This window comes from Pseudomonas sp. S2_C03 (assembly GCF_054668405.1).
In genome coordinates this window covers 3,016,655-3,033,449 of record NZ_CP162766.1, presented here as the reverse complement: position 1 = coordinate 3,033,449, position 16,795 = coordinate 3,016,655, and the positions used below count along the sequence as shown (strand labels likewise).

General features: G+C 62.2%; 13 protein-coding genes and 2 pseudogenes. 5 read left to right on the top strand and 10 right to left on the bottom strand.

Features of this window, described 5'->3' with window-relative positions; genetic code table 11:
* Positions 1 to 130 precede the first annotated feature (130 nt).
* Positions 131 to 643 carry a 4-hydroxyphenylacetate 3-monooxygenase, reductase component gene (gene hpaC, locus AB4N64_RS13795; RefSeq protein WP_460126353.1) on the top strand — a complete coding sequence of 171 codons (513 nt, stop codon included), beginning with the start codon at positions 131 to 133 and terminating at the stop codon, positions 641 to 643.
* 202 nt (positions 644 to 845) lie between these two features.
* Here hpaC and AB4N64_RS13790 read toward each other — a convergent pair.
* From AB4N64_RS13790 to AB4N64_RS13780, 3 genes and pseudogenes are all read right to left on the bottom strand, one after another.
* A pseudogene (locus AB4N64_RS13790) lies at positions 846 to 1,442 on the bottom strand (methyl-accepting chemotaxis protein); the annotation flags it as partial.
* A gap of 261 nt (positions 1,443 to 1,703) precedes the next feature.
* Positions 1,704 to 2,774, bottom strand: a pseudogene (locus AB4N64_RS13785) (methyl-accepting chemotaxis protein); the annotation flags it as partial.
* Positions 2,775 to 3,146: 372 nt separating this feature from the next.
* Positions 3,147 to 4,469: an alginate export family protein gene (locus AB4N64_RS13780; protein ID WP_460126352.1), complete on the bottom strand. Its 1,323-nt coding sequence runs from the start codon at positions 4,467 to 4,469 to the stop codon at positions 3,147 to 3,149.
* Positions 4,470 to 4,744: 275 nt separating this feature from the next.
* Between AB4N64_RS13780 and AB4N64_RS13775 the strand changes: the two genes are divergently transcribed.
* Together AB4N64_RS13775 and AB4N64_RS13770 are read left to right on the top strand one after the other, a co-directional pair.
* Positions 4,745 to 5,134: a c-type cytochrome gene (locus AB4N64_RS13775; RefSeq protein ID WP_460126351.1), complete on the top strand. Its 390-nt coding sequence runs from the start codon at positions 4,745 to 4,747 to the stop codon at positions 5,132 to 5,134.
* A gap of 40 nt (positions 5,135 to 5,174) precedes the next feature.
* Positions 5,175 to 6,665 carry an aldehyde dehydrogenase family protein gene (locus tag AB4N64_RS13770; RefSeq protein WP_460126350.1) on the top strand — a complete coding sequence of 497 codons (1,491 nt, stop codon included), beginning with the start codon at positions 5,175 to 5,177 and terminating at the stop codon, positions 6,663 to 6,665.
* Position 6,666: 1 nt separating this feature from the next.
* Here AB4N64_RS13770 and AB4N64_RS13765 read toward each other — a convergent pair whose 3' ends face one another.
* The 6 genes from AB4N64_RS13765 to AB4N64_RS13740 form a co-directional block, all read right to left on the bottom strand.
* The gene (locus AB4N64_RS13765) at positions 6,667 to 9,054 is read right to left on the bottom strand and encodes a DUF3772 domain-containing protein (RefSeq protein WP_460126349.1); all 2,388 of its coding nucleotides are present in this window, start codon (positions 9,052 to 9,054) and stop codon (positions 6,667 to 6,669) included.
* A 111-nt stretch (positions 9,055 to 9,165) separates the two neighbouring features.
* A complete protein-coding gene (locus AB4N64_RS13760; protein WP_460126348.1) occupies positions 9,166 to 10,350 on the bottom strand; it encodes an acetyl-CoA C-acyltransferase family protein in 1,185 nt (394 codons plus the stop codon).
* A 269-nt stretch (positions 10,351 to 10,619) separates the two neighbouring features.
* On the bottom strand, positions 10,620 to 12,023 hold the full coding sequence (locus AB4N64_RS13755) for a heavy metal sensor histidine kinase (RefSeq protein ID WP_460126347.1): 1,404 nt from the start codon (positions 12,021 to 12,023) through the stop codon (positions 10,620 to 10,622).
* The gene (locus AB4N64_RS13750; protein ID WP_460126346.1) at positions 12,020 to 12,691 is read right to left on the bottom strand and encodes a heavy metal response regulator transcription factor; all 672 of its coding nucleotides are present in this window, start codon (positions 12,689 to 12,691) and stop codon (positions 12,020 to 12,022) included. Before AB4N64_RS13750 ends, AB4N64_RS13755 begins: the two co-directional genes overlap by 4 nt.
* 39 nt (positions 12,692 to 12,730) lie before the next feature.
* Positions 12,731 to 12,988: a DUF2790 domain-containing protein gene (locus AB4N64_RS13745; RefSeq protein WP_460126345.1), complete on the bottom strand. Its 258-nt coding sequence runs from the start codon at positions 12,986 to 12,988 to the stop codon at positions 12,731 to 12,733.
* Between the two features lie 120 nt (positions 12,989 to 13,108).
* Positions 13,109 to 13,879 carry an alpha/beta hydrolase gene (locus AB4N64_RS13740; RefSeq protein ID WP_460126344.1) on the bottom strand — a complete coding sequence of 257 codons (771 nt, stop codon included), beginning with the start codon at positions 13,877 to 13,879 and terminating at the stop codon, positions 13,109 to 13,111.
* Positions 13,880 to 14,075: 196 nt separating this feature from the next.
* On the opposite strand from AB4N64_RS13740, the gene AB4N64_RS13735 reads away from it, so the two are divergent.
* Positions 14,076 to 14,360, top strand: coding sequence for a hypothetical protein (locus AB4N64_RS13735; RefSeq protein ID WP_460126343.1), 285 nt, complete (start codon positions 14,076 to 14,078; stop codon positions 14,358 to 14,360).
* Here the strand turns inward: AB4N64_RS13735 and chrA are convergent.
* On the bottom strand, positions 14,307 to 15,500 hold the full coding sequence (gene chrA / locus AB4N64_RS13730; RefSeq protein WP_460126342.1) for a chromate efflux transporter: 1,194 nt from the start codon (positions 15,498 to 15,500) through the stop codon (positions 14,307 to 14,309). The genes AB4N64_RS13735 and chrA overlap by 54 nt on opposite strands.
* 295 nt (positions 15,501 to 15,795) lie before the next feature.
* Here chrA and AB4N64_RS13725 point away from each other — a divergent pair, with 295 nt between their 5' ends.
* Entirely contained in the window at positions 15,796 to 16,794 is a 999-nt protein-coding gene (locus AB4N64_RS13725; RefSeq protein WP_460126341.1) for a bile acid:sodium symporter family protein, read from the top strand.
* The last annotated feature ends 1 nt before the right edge of the window (position 16,795 follow it).

Genomic DNA, 16,795 nt, shown 5'->3' with positions numbered 1-16,795 from the left:
TCGACTAGCGGAAAGCCCACCTCGCCATGGTGATCGTCAGAATGGCTGCGCGCTGCCCCCGGCCTTAGTCTTGTATTCAATCCAACGGGCCGCGCAATGACGGCCCTGCACAAGAAAAAGGGGCACCGACATGGCCAACCTGAGCCAGCAGCAAATCGACTTCCGCAACGCCATGGCGCAGTTGCCAGCGGCGGTGAACATCATCACCACCAACGGCCCCGGCGGTCGCTGCGGGATCACGGCCAGCGCGGTGTGCTCGGTGACCGATTCGCCGCCCACCGTGCTGGTGTGCGTCAACCGCAACAGCGCCACCCACGACGTATTCCGCACCAACGGACAACTGTGCGTCAACGTGCTGTGTAGCGAACAGGAGGAACTGGCCCGCCACTTTGCCGGAATGACCCAGGCAACCATGGCCGAGCGTTTCGCCTGGGACCTCTGGGACGGCGGCGACAGCGGCGTGCCGGTGTTGCGCGATGCGCTGGTGCAGTTGGAAGGGCGGATCAGCGAATGCAAGGAAGTGGGCTCGCATTCGGTGATGTTCGTCGAGTTGTCCAACATCGGTGTGCGCGGGGCGGGCGACAGCCTGGTGTATTTCAACCGCCTGTTTCACCGGCTCGAGCATGCCGGGGTGGCTTGCTGAATGTGATTAACCTGTAGGAGCGAGTTTACTCGCGAGGGTCTCAAGGTCGCCGCGGGCTGTCAGGTTTGCCGCGTGATCGTTCACGACCATCGCGAGTAAACTCGCTCCTACAGGGGACAGGGTGTACACAAATCATGTGAACACCGCTGGCCTTGTGGGAGCGGGCTTGCCCGCGATAGCTATGCAACAGGCACAGCAGATATCAGATCCGAAAACTCCCCACCAACTCATGCAACCGCCCAGCCTCGCGCTCAAGCTCGGTACACGCGCGCAAGGTCGATTGCAGGTTTTCCACCCCACGCTGGTTCAGGGTGTTGATCTCGGTGATGTCGACATTCAACGCCTCCACCACCGACGTCTGCTCTTCGGTGGCGGCGGCGACGGACTGGTTGACGTTGTCGATCTCGCCGATGCGCTGGGTCACGCTGCCCAGCCGGGTGCCGGCGAGGTTGGCGATGGTGACGCTTTGCTCGCTGTGCTGCTGGCTCTCGGTCATGGTGCTGACCGACTCGCGCGCGCCGATCTGCAGCGCTTCAATCATCTGCTGGATCTGCGCTGCCGAAGTCTGCGTGCGACCCGCCAGGCTGCGCACTTCATCGGCGACCACCGCAAAACCACGACCGGCTTCACCGGCCCGCGCCGCTTCAATCGCGGCGTTGAGCGCCAGCAGGTTGGTCTGCTGGGAAATGCCCTTGATCACTTCGAGGATTTGCCCGATGTCCACGGTCTTGGTGTTCAGCACCTCAATGTTGGCGCATGAGTCGCTGATTTTTGCGGACAGTTCGTTCATCACCTCAATGGTGCGCTCCACCACCTGACGCCCATCTTCGGCCTGTTGCCGGGCGGCGGACGCCTGCTGCGAGGCGTCGGAGGCGTTGTGGGCGATTTCCTGTGCTGCGGCACCTAACTGGTTGATGGCGGCGGCGACGCTGTTGGTGCGGGTCGATTGTTCGTCGACATTGCTCAGTGACGAGTTGGACGCCAGGAGCACGCGCTTGGCCCCTTCATTGACCCCGAGCGCCGCCGAGGACACTTCGCGGATGGAGTGATGGATGCGCTCCACAAAGCGGTTGAATGCCGTCGCCAGTTGGCCGATCTCGTCCCGCGATTGCACGGTCAGGCGTCGGGTAAGGTCGCCTTCGCCCAGGGAGATGTCTTCCATGACCCGGGTCAGCACTTGCAATGGCCGGGTGATGCGATAGGCCGCGTACCAGATGAGCGTCAGTCCCAACAGGGCTGAGCCGCCGCCGAGCAGCAGCGACAGCGCGGTGCTTTGCACGCCTCGCGCCTCCAGGTGACTTTGCAGCGTGGTGACCGGTGCCAACAGCACGTCCTGCGGGACGCCGACCAGCACGCCCCAAGGCGCGGAACCGGCAATCGGTGCCAGCGGCTCGAGGACCTCGATCTGCTGTCGGTCGGCGAACACCTTCGGCTGTCCCTGGCGCAGGGCCGCCATGACTTCGTTATTGTCCAGCGTCTGTCCCAGGCGTGCCATGTCCCGGCTGTCGGCTGAGATCACTCCGCGCGGGCTGACGATGCTGATCTGGCCTTGGCCGTCGAACAGTTGTCGGGCGCTGGCCTCGCTGTTTTGCTGGAGGGCGGCGAGGTTGATGTCGAGGCCGACAACGGCGATGACTTTGCCGTTGTCCAGCAGCGGGAAGGCGATACTGGTCACCAGTTTGCGACTACCGGAGGCTTCGTCGAAATACGGTTCCAGCACACACGCCTGGCGGCTGTCCCGGGCGCAGGTGTAGAACGCGTTGTACGGCGCGCCGCTGGGGCCCGGCTCGGTGTTTGCCAACAGGCCTTCGTCGCCGATCACCGCTTGCAGCTCACCGGGTTTGCCTTGCACCCAATACACTGAGAAACGACCTTTTTCGTTGCTGCCCAGATCGGCCTTGTCGATAAAAGCGGTGTCGTCGCCGTCCAGCGCATCGGGTTCGAAAATGACATAAAGCCCGAGCAGGTCGGGCTTGTCGTTCAGGGCTTGATGCAGCTGGGTGTTCAGCTCCTGGCGCAGTTGTTGGCGGGACAATGTGCCCTGATGTTGAAGTTGCCGCAGGTACAACAGATAGCGCGACAGGCCCTGGCCATATTCCTGAGTCTGGTTGAAGGTGCGTTGCACCTGCATCGCCTGCACCTTGCCCAGTGCCTGCATGTGTTCCCTGGCCGCATCGGCGAGCATGTCGCTGCTGGCCTGGGCCACTTGCTGGCGGCTCTCGTGGCTCTGGTACAGCGCCAGGCCCATCAGTAACGCCACCACCAACAGCAGGCAGAGGCCGGCGAGCAGGGCAATCTTGCTCTGGATCGTGAGGAATTTGTTGTGCATTGGAAAAGCCTTTTTCCTGGAAACGAACATCGCTCTCTGTAGGAGCGAGCTTGCTCGAGATGGAAGTCCAGGCACCGCTGGGTGTCAGACAGCCAGCGTCATCTTTGACGACCATCGTCGGAACGCCGCCCGGAGCAAGCTCGCTCCTACAGAAAGCAGGAAGCAGCAGAAAGATCAGAAGGTGGTGGCGAAAATCACCTGGCTGTAGAGGTTCTTGTCGTGGTTGCCCAACTGCGTGCCGCCCTGATCGGCGCTCTTGTCCGGCTGGAACAGGCCCACCAGCGGCATGATGCTCAGGTGGTCGTTGACGTGCCATTCGGCGTACAGGTCGATTTCGTGGCCGTCGGTATTGCCGAGGTTTCGGTCGATGGTGTCGAAGTTGAAGTACATGGCGCCGACGTTGACGTTCTCCAGCGGCGAGACGGTGAACTTGACCTGCTGGATGCGTGAGTTGGTGTTGAACGGGCCGGCGTAGTTGCCCGCCACTTCACCCTGGAACCAGGTGCCGAAACCACGGCTGAAACCGTAGAACAGCGTGTCGTAGTTTTCCGAGAAACGGCTGTAGCGATAGCCCACGTACGGCGACCAGGCAACGTCGGAGAAGGTCCAGCCGGCTTCCAGGTACCAGGCGTCTTCAGTGCCGGTGTGCGGTTTGTCCTGCGTGGCGTATTCACCGGAGAGGAACAGGTCCTTGACCCCGGCGTTGCCCGTGGCGCGCAGGCTGTAGGTCTTCATGCCGTCGCGCTCGAGCTGGATCGGCGAAGCGTATTGTTCGTCGACGTCGGTGGTGTCGATGTAGGTAAGGCCGACAGTGACGGCTTCGGACACGTGCTCCAGGGTGCCGACGTACATTTCGGTCATGGCCTGGGCGCGGTTGTTCGACTTGAGGTACATCAGGTCGCCACGCCAACCTTCCTTGCCACCGATGCGCAGCACGGCGGTTTCATCGAACGCCTTGCGCGCGGCCAGCCAGTAGGCGCCGCCACGGTTGAACTCGCCATCCGCCAGGCCCTTGCCCATGTTCAGGGCGTCGCCGTCGATCAGGAAACCATCGCCCACCACGATGTTCTGGCGGCCGAAGGACAAGTCGATGCCGTCGTCACCGAGCACGTCGAACAACTTGCCCGAACGCCAGCCGAGGTAAGCGTCTTCGAACTTGGTGGTGCGCTCGGAACCGTCGCTGAAGCCTGCGGCATCGCCGTCACCCCAGGTGCCGGAGCTGAGCAGGTTCGCCGCACCATAGGCGGTGCCCACGCCGGCCAGGCCCTTGTCGAAGCTCAGGCCGTATTTGATGTAGCCCTCGCGCCACGACGACGAGCCTTCGTTGAGGCGACCCGACAGCGCGTAGTTTTCCTGGCTATGGAACACGCCGAACACGGCTTCCAGCGTGGCATTCAGGTGGCTGTCATCATCGGCGTAGAGTTCGTAGGCGCAGGCCTGGCCAGCGCTGATCATCAGCGCAAGGGTGGAGAGACGAAGCAAGGGCGACTTGAGCATGGTGGGGCATCCGTTCTTGTTCTTGAGCGCAGGTTTGCGGTCTTTTTCGATACTAAGTCGCGGAACTTTTCCAACCTTTTGTGTGGTTGCCAAAGAGTTGGTTGTGCTTGCCAAAATGACCGGTTTGGCAGCCTCGACAATACGACTGGCACGCAGGGCAAAGCCTGCGCGCCAATGACCGTCGACAATCCTTCTCAACCTGCCGATGCCGCGTTGCATCAGCCTCCCGTGTTGGCGCTCGCCTGGCGAGTGCGGATTTTCAAGGTCGTTTCCCTATGTTCAGTTCTTTGCGTCTGCCCCTTTTCGGCTTGCTCTCGTTCACCGTGGCGCACACCGCGTTGGCCGCCGATTGCAGCCCCGACCAGGGCCGTGGCGCCCAGGTCTTCGCCAACGAGTGCGGCGTGTGCCACTCGGTCACCAAGGGCGCGACGGGGATGATGGGGCCGAACCTGGCCGGGGTGGTGGGGCGCAAGTCGGGCTCGCTGGAAGGCTTCAACTATTCCCAGGCCATGCGCACCAGGGGCGTCACCTGGCAGGCCGAGAACATCGCGCAACTGATCACCCAGCCCCAGGCGTACGTCCCGGGCACCTACATGCCTTACATGGGCCTGGCCTCGGCGGACGACCGCCAGGCCGTCACGTGCTATCTCAAAGAACAACACTGATCAGCCGGCTTCAGGCTGACATCCAATCGAAAGGTGATGTATGAGCAATGTTGAAATCCTGCCGCAGGTTGCTGCATTTCTGGAGCGCCGCCATGGCTGCTTCATCGACGGCCAATGGGTGTTCGCCGAAGGACCGCGCATTGCCGTAGTCAACCCGGCGGACGGCCAGACCCTGTGTGAAACCCTCGATGCGCCACTGGACGTGGTCGAGCAGGCCGTGCAGTCCTCGCACAAGGCGTTCAAGGCGGGCGTCTGGTCGGGCCTGCGCCCGGCGGATCGCGAACGCATCCTGCTCAACTTCACCCGACTGGTGGAAGAGCACGCCGAAGAGCTGGCACAGCTGGAAACCCTGAGCCAGGGCAAGTCGATCAACATGGCCCGCGCCCTGGATTTGAACGCCACCGTGGAGTTCATGCGCTACATGTCGGGCTGGGCAACCAAGATCGAGGGACAGACGTTCGACGTGTCGATCCCGCTGCCACCGGGGGCGAAGTTCACCGCGTTCACCAAGCGTGAACCGGTGGGTGTGGTGGTCGGCATTGTGCCGTGGAACTTCCCGCTGCTGATTGCTGCCTGGAAGCTGATGCCCGCACTGGCCACCGGTTGCACGGTGATCATCAAGCCGGCCATGGAAACCCCGCTGACCGCCATGCGCCTGGCCGAGCTGGCGCTGGAAGCGGGCATTCCGGCGGGCGTGTTCAACGTGGTTACTGGTGGCGGTGCCTCGGTGGGGGGCGTGCTGACTGCGCACCCGCTGGTGAGCAAAGTGTCGTTCACCGGCTCCACCGCCGTGGGCAAGAGCGTCGGCGTGTCCTGCATGGCCAACATGACGCGGTTCTCGCTGGAGCTGGGCGGCAAGAACCCGATGATTGTGCTGGCCGATGCCGACATCGAGAAAGCGGTGCAGGGCGCGATTCTCGGTGGCCTGTTGAACAACGGCCAGGTGTGCGCGGCGGCCTCGCGTTTCTACGTGCATCGTTCGATCCACGACACATTTGTCGAAGCCCTGGCCGCCGCGGTTTCGGCCATGCCCATCGGTGCCGGCATGAACGGCGACGCGGCGATCAACCCGCTGGTGTCGCGCAAGCAGCAACAGGCGGTGCTCAAGCACATCGAACTGGCTCGCCAGGAAGGTGCACGCGTGGTGACGGGTGGCGAACTGCTGGACCGCGAGGGCTTCTTTGTCCAGCCCACCATCCTGGCCGATATCGACCATGGCATGACCGTGGCCCGCGAAGAAGTGTTCGGCCCGGTGCTGGGGGTGATGCCGTTCGATGATGAAGACGCCGTGATCGCTCTGGCCAACGACAACCGTTACGGTCTGGCTGCGAGCCTGTGGACCAACGACCTTGGCAAGGCGATGAACCTGGTGCCGCGCATCGAGGCCGGCACCGTATGGGTCAACGCCCACGTGTTGCTCGACCCGGCGATGCCGTTCGGCGGGGTCAAGCAGTCGGGCATGGGGCGTGAGTTCGGGCGAGCGGTGATCGAGGCCTACACGGAGCTTAAATCGGTGTGCATCGCCCACTGATTCACGTGGTTGGCGCGGGCTTCGCCAGTTCGATGCCCGCAGCGCCCAAGCGCTTGAGAATCTCGAACAGCAGGTCGCTCTTGGTCACCCCGACAATCCTGGGACTGGCCACGTAGCCCGTAACGGTCAGGGTGATGCCATCGGGCGTCAGCTTGCTGAACCGCACCACCGGCGCCGGTTTATCGAGGATGGTCTCGTTCTCGTGATAGGTGTTGTAGAGCAGGTCCTTGACCTGTTCCGGGTCGATGTCCAGGGGAAACGTCAGCTCCAGTGACGCCACCCCCTGGGCACTGCCACCCAGGGTCACGTTGCGCAGGTTCTGCGAAATCAGCTGTGAATTGGGCACGATGACAATCGAGCGGTCACTGAGCTGGATTTCCGTGGCTCGCACGTTGATCCGGCGGATGTCGCCTTCGACGCCGCTGATGCTGATCAGGTCGCCCACCTTCACCGGGCGCTCGGTGAGCAGGATCAGGCCGGAAACGAAATTTTTCACGATCTCCTGCAAACCAAAACCAATCCCCACCGACAGGGCGCTGACGATCCATGCCAGGTTGGTCCATTGCACCCCCAGCGACGACAAGGTCAGCAGGATCACCAGTGCATAGGCGATGTTGGCGAACAGCGTGCTGAGCGAGGCGCACATGCCGGGGTCCATGCGGGTTTTGGGCAGGAACTCGTTGTCCAACCAGCGTCGCAACGTGCGCACCAGGTAGATGCCGATCATCAGGGCCAGTACGGCGTTGAGCAAATGGCCGGGGATGATGTTCAGTTTGCGCAGCCCCGCACCGCCAAGCACGGCCATGGTCTGGTCGATCAATTGCCCCAGCGTGGTGCCCACACCACCGACGAACAGCGTGATGATCGCCAGCAGGATCAACCCTGCGCGACCCAGGCCCGAAAGAATGACCGACGCCTGTTCGAGGCGCGTATCGCCCATGCCCAATACCTGTTTCAACGCCTTGCCGCTGGCACTTTTGGGGGAAAACAGGTGCTCGCAGGTGTCGTTGAACAACTGCACCAGCAGATAAAAACCGGACAGGATGATGAACATCCACACCAGTTGGTAGGTGATGAAGCGTGCGGCGGAAATGTAGCCGATCAACAACGCACACAAGGAGGCCACCACGCACAGGCAGGCGAAGGCATACAGGAGGCTGGCGACCGCGGAGCTGGAAGGGGAATGGTCGCCTGTGCCCGCCACGGCTTTTCGCGCCTTGTTGATGCGCAGGAACAGGGCGCCGATCAGCAGGGTGATCACCAGTGAAACGAAGCCGCGCGCGAACAGCACGGCCTGGCTGCTCATGTCCGAGACATTGACGATCTGTGCCAGGGTCATCAGCACCAGCAGCACGCCGGCCACCAGCTTGGGGAAGGGTTTGACCGCCTGCGCGACCGGGTCGGCAATGGCCGGCAAACGCCAGGAAGGATGCTGCGTGGACAACAAGGCACGGCTCAAGCCGGTAATGAGCACGCACACGTACACGACTTTTTCGAATTCATCTGAATAGCTCTGCATCAGCGGCGACAGGGGAATGTGGCGCGTCAGCGCGTAAAACAGCAACGACATTGCGCACGCGGTGGTCAAGAGTGTGGCGGCGACCGAGGCGAAGGCCAGGGAACTGCGGCGCAGGCGACCTTCGGGCATTCGGTGGATACAGACCCAGGTGAAACCCCGGTCTGCGACCTGGCGTCCGAACGTCCACAACACAAACGCCAGTGCTATCAATATCACTGTAAACAGACGCTCACCCGGCAACCAGGCCACCGCCAGCGCTGCCACGGCGTGCTGGAAGAAGATGCTCAGGCTATCAAGGTCACTCTCCAGTGGCCTGAACAACGGCGACCAGAAATCGGTGCTCAAGATGCTGCCGGCGCGTAACGACACTTCTGATTCCAACAGGCTGCGGCGAATCGCGGCAATCTGGATAAGCAGGCCGGCGCCGCTGTCCTTGAGGCTGGTCAGGGTCTTGATGTTGGCGTCGACTTTGCTCTTCTGTTCGGAAATGGCGTCTCGTTGCGCGGCGATTTCCGATTTTTCCAGCACCACATCGCCCTGGGACACAGGCTCCAGCACGTCGAGCTGGGCCTGCAACTGTTTCTGCTCGGGGAGTAGCGCCGACTGCATGGCCGTGACATCGGTGATGAACGACTGGATCAGGTCCTGCAACGTGATCATCTGGTTGACATTGTTGGCCTGGGAAACCTGCTGCTTGATGCGGTCCAGGCGCAGTTGCAGGCCTTGCAGGTCGCTCTGGGACACGGCCACCGTGGTGAGGCCGGACAGGGAAGGGGCGTTGCCCGTCAGGTTGGCGGCCAACAGCGGTGCGCCGCTCGGTACAAGCAGGGTGAACAGGAGAAAAAACACTGACCGCAATGCATTGCCCATGGCCTGGCCGACTCGATGTTAGTCATTCAGCCTATGAGGTTAGGTCATCCGGTCAATATTCGAGGGATAGTTTGCTTGGTGGGACCCGATTGAGCCCCACCAAGGTGCTGACTAGACGCGTTCGAACAACACCGCGATACCCTGGCCGCCGCCGATGCACATGGTCGCCAGTGCATAACGGCCCTGGACGCGGATCAATTCGTGGATGGCCTTGGTGGCGATGATAGCGCCCGTGGCACCCACCGGGTGGCCCAGGGAGATCCCCGAACCGTTCGGGTTGACCTTTTCCGGGTCGAAGCCCAGCTCCTGGGCGACGGCGCAGGCTTGCGCGGCGAAGGCTTCGTTGGACTCGATAACGTCCAGGTCAGCCACGGTCAGGCCGGCACGCTTGAGGACCAGGCGCGTGGCGGGAATCGGGCCCAGGCCCATCAGCTCCGGCTCGACACCGGCGTGGGCGTATCCGACCAGGCGGACCATCGGCTTGAGGCCCTGGGCTTTAACCATTTCGCCAGTGGCCATGATCAGCGCCGCCGCGCCATCGTTCAGGCCCGAGGCGTTGCCGGCGGTGACGCTGCCGTCCTTCTTGAACGCCGGTTTCATCTTCGCCAATTGCTCGGCATTGACCTCGCCACGCACGTGCTCATCGGTGTCGAAAGTCACGGTGCCTTTGCGCGAGGCGATTTCGATCGGCACGATCTGGCTGGCAAAACGACCTTCGGCAATCGCCCGTGCCGCGCGCTGCTGGCTGACCAGGGCCAGTTCGTCCTGGGCCTGGCGGCTGATGCCAAACCGTTCGGCGACGTTTTCGGCGGTGATGCCCATGTGGAAACCGGCAAACGGGTCCTGCAATACGCCGAGCATGTAGTCGATGGCCTGCATGTCACCCATGCGGGCGCCCCAGCGTGCCTGCGGCAACAAGTACGCGCCACGGCTCATGGACTCGACACCACCGGCCAGCGCCGCACCGGCATCACCGAGCATCAGGCTCTGGGCGGCACTGACGATCGCCTGCAAACCGGAGCCGCACAGGCGGTTGACGTTGAACGCCGGGGTTTCCTTGGGCAGCCCGGCATTCATTGACGCGGTACGGGAAATGTAGGCATCGCGGGCTTCGGTGGGGATCACATGCCCCAACACCGCATGACCGATATGCTCAGGTGCCAGCCCCGAGCGCTCGATGGCGGCGCGGCAAATATCGGTCGCCAGTTGGGTCGGCGGCACATCCTTGAGCGAGCCACCAAAACTGCCGATGGCGGAACGCACGGCGCTGATCACATAAATGTCGGATGGGTTCATGAAGGTTCCCTGCTTGAGTCGGGTGCGCGTCTGGCACTGTTAATGGTGCAAGAGTCTAGGCGCGGCGGGGGCATTGGCCTATGTCGCAAGTGCTCAAGGGCGGTGGTGTTTTTTGCCAGTTGTACCGTGCTCCGCAGCGTCCCCTGTAGGAGCGAGCATGCTCGCGATGGTCGTTAACGATAACGCTGGCTGCCTGATACCCCTTGGCGCCTGATACACCATCGCGAGCATGCTCGCTCCTACAGGGGGTGTGTCAGGTTCACAGTCGATCATTCACCCTGCCGCCGTGCCGGGAACACCAGCTCGAAACTCGTCAGCCCATCCAGGCTGTTGGCGCTGCATGTGCCATTGTGCAGCTGCATGATCGTCGCCACGATTGACAGCCCCAGGCCATTGGAGTTGGCCGAGCGTTCGCGGGACTGGTCGACGCGGTAGAAACGCTCGAACAGTCGGGGCAGGTGTTCGGCGGGGATGGTCGGGCCGTGATTGCGCACGCTCAGGCGGATACCTTCGGCGCACGGCGTGGCGTCGATGAGCAGTTCAGAGTCAGGGGCACCGTACTTGATCGCGTTGGCGCACAGATTGGCCAATGCTCGACGCAGAAGCATCGGTTCGGCCCAGATCACTCCACTCCCGCGGGCTTGTATGTGGATGCCGACATCGGCTGCCGGCCCCTCGAAATAATCGGCCATGCGTTGCATTTCATCGGCAGCGTCCAGTTGCTGTCGCTGTTTCAGGGCACTGGACGGGTCGGTACGGGCCAGAAACAGCATGCTGTCGAGCATGCGCGCCAGGCGCTCCAGTTCTTCAACATTGGAAGCCAGCAGCTGCTGATAGGCGTCCAGGCTGCGGTCCTGCTGCAGAGCGACCTGGGTTTCGCCGAGCAGGTTGTTGATCGGCGTGCGCAACTCGTGCGCCATGTCGGTCGAGACCTGGCTGAGTTGCGCGAAGCCTCTGCCCAGGCGGTCGAGCATGGCATTGAACGCATCGATCATCGGCAGCAGTTCCTGGGGGGCGCCGTGGCTGTCGAGGCGTTCGCCGAGGTTTCCGACGTCAATGCCATGGGCGTGCCGCGCCAGGCGTCGCACCGGCAGCAGGCCACGATGAACCAGCCAATAACCGGAGAGCGCGAGCAGCACCGCCGCGACGCTGGCGAACAGGTAGACGTTGAGTCGATAACTGGCGAGCAGGGCGGTGCGTTCAGTCATCAGGCGTCCGGTAACGACTTGCAGGGCCCCCATGTCGCCGGAGTCGATGTTTGCCGCGACGGCAGAAAACGGGACGCCGTCGACCCCGGGATAATGCTGCACGTCCGAAAGCCCCAGTTTATGGTCCATCGGCACTGGCGCCAGTGACGGCAGCGGCAGATTGCCGGGGTTCACCACCAGTAAGGGCTTGCCACCGGGAGGGGTGATGGTCAGCAGGGCTTCGCGGTTGCCCATCATGTTCTGGAACAACGCCGGCTTGCTCTTGATCAGCTCCAGGGTGTTGCTGTCGTTGAGGAACGTGCGCAACTGGTCGATCCGCGTGATCAGGGCGGCGTCGTCGCGGTGGATCAGTTCGCGCTCCAGGTCGCGATACAGCGCCACGCCCAGCAGTGTCAGCGACACGAACGCCAGCAGGGCGAACACCAGTGCCAGGCGCAGGGTCAGGGAATGGCGCAGTCCGTTCATGGTTGCGTGTCGAAGCGGTAGCCGATACCGCGCACGCTGTGGATCAGCTTGAGCTGGAACGGGTCGTCGATTTTCAGGCGCAGACGGCGCACGGCGACGTCGACGACATTGGTGTCGCTGTCGAAATTCATGTCCCACACCCGCGAGGCAATCATCGAACGTGAGAGGACTTCGCCCTGGTGCGTGGCGAAAAGGTGCAGTAGGGCGAACTCTTTGTTGGTCAGGGTGATGCGTACGCCGGCGCGGGTGATACGACGCTTGAGCACGTCGATTTGCAGGTCGTCGACGTGCAGCTGTTCTTCCTCGCGAGTGGGGCCACGGCGCGTCAGAGTGCGCAGGCGCGCCACCAGTTCGGCGAAGGAAAACGGCTTGATCAGGTAATCATCGGCGCCCAGTTCCAGGCCCTTGATTCGGTCGGCGATGTCATCCCGGGCGGTCAGAAACAGCACCGGCGTATCAGCCTCCTTGCGCAACCGGCGCAAGACTTCCCAGCCGTCCATCTTGGGCATCATCACGTCGAGTACGATGACATCGAAGTCATGCTCCAGGGCCTGGTGCAAACCATCGGCGCCGTCCCGCGCCAGGGTCACGCAATAACCCAGCTCCTGCAGGCCGTTGAGCAAATAATTGCCTGCCTTGGGTTCGTCTTCTACTACGAGGATGTTCATGCCAATACGCCTCAGACCGATCGCGCCAGTGTAGCTGGATCAATGGTCATTGGTGCAGCCCGAGCCGTTGACCTCGTAATCCAGCACATGCTCACGGCCCTGGGAATCGAGGTAGTTGAGCTGCGCCGGAATGACCCCGCATTGTTGGGAAATGTCGGTGCTGGACAGGACCTTGGCGACATCCAGGTGCACGAAGAAGCCGGTCTTGTCGTGGATCACCGGCGCGGTGCCTGTGGTGCCGGCAAAGGCCGAACCTGCGGTGAGGAGGGCGGCGATACCGAAGATAAACATTTTCATGGCGAGTCTCTCTATTCAAGGGGGGTGGCTGCCGGGGAGTGACCTGACAGTGAGTTCAGGTTAACGAGGCGATCCAGACAGCCGACCAACAGAACAATGACAATCCTGTAATGAAGCGGATCAGGGCTGGCGGCCGGAGGCTTCAAGGATCAGGTCGGTGATTTCCCTGGCGTGGGACACCAGCGACAGGTGGCTCGACGGCAGCTCGATGGTGCTGGCGTTCATGCGTTTGGCCAGGAAGCGCTCAAGGTCCGGATTGATGGTCTGGTCGAGGCTGGACACCGCATACCATGACGGTTTGCTGTGCCAGGCCGCTGCGGTGGTGCGGTCGGTGAAGAGGGTCTTGGCGATCGGTTGCTGCACCGCGAACAATTGCATGGCCTTGGCATGGGGCACGTCGCTGGCGAAGTATTTGAGGAAGGCGTCCTGTTTGAGACTGATGAACCCGCCATGCTCTTCGGTGCCGGCACGCACCGGCATGGTTGGGTATTTCGCCGACAGCGCGACGAAATCTTCGCCGGCGTCCGGGGCGCGAGCGGCGACGTAGACGAGCGAGCTGACCTTCGGATCGACGCCGGCCTCGCTGACTACGGTCCCAGCATAGGAATGACCGACCAGTACCGTGGGGCCGTCCTGTTGGTCCAGTACACGTTGAGTGGCAGCAACGTCGTCGGCAACGGACGTCAGCGGATTCTGTACCGCAGTCACGTGCAGGCCCGCCGCCTGCAACCGGGAAATAACCTCCGCCCAGCTCGAACCATCGGCCCAGGAACCGTGCACCAGCACGACATTGTCGGCCTTGACCGGCGCGATGTCGGCGGCCATGGCGGAACCGGTGCCCAGCAACATCAGGCTGGCGGCGATCAGGCAAAGTTTGCTCAATGGTTTCATGATTTGGACCCTCGTCATCATCAGCGAAAAGCGTCACCCGATGGGGTGAGCGACGCCGCCACTTTAGGGAGCGAGGGGGTTGGCAACGCTGACAAGTCGATGACAAATCGGTAATGCACGCCGTGCCGTATGTCGGGCGCCAGGAACGGCTGTTGGTGCAAATCTTCCAAATCAGAACAACGAAGGGAGATCAACCATGACCAATGACTGTCGACGTGAGGCCCTGTCCGCCTGGTATAACTTGCTGGCTCACCCTGGACTTCTCATGGATGTAGAAGAGCAATACGATGAGTTGCTCAAGGCGGCAGACGAGATGGAACGCGCCAACTTGATCAGTTGTGCGGAGTGGCGAAGCCTGGTACGCAAGGCGGTATCGGTGTTTGCCCATGACAGGAGCGATGCAGGTTCTGGTGCCCAGGATCAACCTTTACCCTGCAATGCTCAGCAACCACCCCCCCAGGCCACCGGCAATAACCACTAGCCATGGCGGCAGCTTCCAAAACATCAAGGCGACCAGTGCCAGTAATGCCAGGCCCAAGTCCTGTGGTTTGCCGATCGCGCTGGTCCACACCGGATGGTACAGCGCGGCCAGCAGCAATCCGACGACTGCAGCGTTGACGCCGATCAGCGCCGCCTGGATGCGCTGGCTGCGGCGTAGCGCTTCCCAAAATGGCAAGGCGCCGAGGATCAGCAAGAAGGACGGCGCGAAGATTGCCAGCAGGCAGATCACACCGCCGCCGAGGCCCGAGGGCGACTGGTTCATGGCCGCGCCCAGGAACGCGCCGAAGCTGAACAACGGGCCAGGGATGGCCTGCGCGGCGCCGTAACCGGCCAGGAACAACTCATTGTCGACCCAGCCCGACGGCACGACTTCGCTTTGCAGCAGGGGAAGCACGACGTGGCCGCCTCCGAACACCAGGGCACCGGAACGGTAAAAGGCGTCCACCATCGCCAGCGTTTGATTGGCCAGGACTTCGTGAGCCAACGGCAGGCCAACCAGCAGAAGGATAAAGAGCGTCAACCACGTTGCGCCTGCGTGTCGTCCAATGGTGATGGGCAGAGGGTCGTGCTGGCTGACGGGCATGGGTTTGAATAACAGCAGTCCCGCCACACCGGCGATCACCATCACGCCGACTTGGGCCCACGCGGACGGTTCCACCAGGACAATGCAGGCGGTCACTATCATTATGGTCATGCGCAAACCATCGGTGCACAGATTGCGCGCCATGCCCCAGACCGCTTGTGCAACCACTGCCACGGCGACCACCTTGAGGCCGTGCAGGGCGCCGGGCGGGAGGATGGAACCATAGTGGGTGAGCCCAAGGGCGAACAGGATCAGCAAGACGGCAGTGGGCAACGTAAACCCGGCCCAGGCTGCAATCGCGCCTGCGTAACCCGCCCGCGACAGGCCCAGGGCAATGCCGACCTGACTGCTGGCTGGCCCCGGCAGAAACTGACACAGCGCGACCAGATCCGCGTAGCTTCGCTCGCTCAGCCAACGTCGGCGGCTGACAAACTCGGCGCGAAAGTAGCCCAAGTGTGCGATGGGACCGCCGAACGAGGTCAGGCCCAGGCGCAGGAAGATGAGGAACACCGACCAGGCGCTTTGGGAGTGAGTCATGCCGGGCCTGTCTGGGTGGGGTGGAAGGCCGACATTATAACCATGATGCTCACTGTACGAGGGGGCTGCCGGATGCCCGCGGTGTTTGGTCTACCATCGCGAGTAAACTCGCTCCTACAGTAAGTTGCGGTGTATGCAATGTCCTGTAGGAGCGGGCTTGCCCGCGATGAGGGCGGCACATTCAGCGTCGCTGGTGTCCTTTAGGCGCTATCTTGTGGCTTGTTAGCGTTAGTCGGTAGCTCGCGGGCGCGTTAAAGTGGACGCCATGTTTCTCGCACCTCGATGGATGCTGCCCATGACTCGCCCCCGTTTCCTGCCCGACAATTTCACCTTGACCCTCATTGCCGTGGTCATTCTCGCCAGTCTGCTGCCCGCCAGCGGGCAAGTCGCGGTGGGTTTTGGCTGGTTGACCAACCTCGCGATCGGGCTGCTGTTCTTCCTGCACGGCGCCAAACTGTCACGTGAGTCGATCATCGCCGGTGCGGGTCATTGGCGCCTGCATCTGCTGGTGTTCAGCCTGACATTCATCCTGTTTCCGCTGATCGGCCTGGCGCTCAAGCCGGTGCTGTCGCCGCTGATCGGCGACGATCTGTACCTGGGCATGCTCTACCTGTGTGCCTTGCCGGCCACGGTACAGTCTGCGATTGCCTTCACCTCATTGGCGCGCGGCAACATTCCGGCAGCGATTTGCAGTGCGGCGGCATCCAGCCTGTTCGGGATTTTCCTCACGCCGTTGCTGGTGACCTTGCTGCTCAACGTGCACGGCGATGGCGGTTCGACCCTGGATGCGATCGTGAAGATCAGCGTGCAACTGTTGCTGCCCTTCATCGCCGGGCAGATCGCCCGTCGCTGGATCGGTGCCTGGGTGGGTCGCAACAAGAGCTGGCTGAAATTCGTTGATCAGGGCTCGATCCTGCTGGTGGTCTACGGCGCGTTCAGCGAGGCCGTCAACGAAGGCATCTGGCATCAGATCCCGTTGTGGGAACTGGCCGGCCTGGTGATCGCCTGCTGTATTGTCCTGGCGCTGGTGTTGGCGGCGTCAACCGTGCTGGGCAAGGCCTTTGGCTTCAATCAGGAAGACCGCATCACCATTCTGTTCTGCGGTTCGAAGAAAAGCCTGGCGACCGGCGTGCCGATGGCGCAGGTGCTGTTCGCTGGCAGCACCATCGGCGTGTTGATCCTGCCGCTGATGCTGTTTCACCAGATTCAATTGATGGTGTGCGCGGTCCTTGCGCAGCGTTACGCCAAACGCCCGGAAAGCGTTCCGGAGTTGATGGCTCACGTCGATCCTTGAT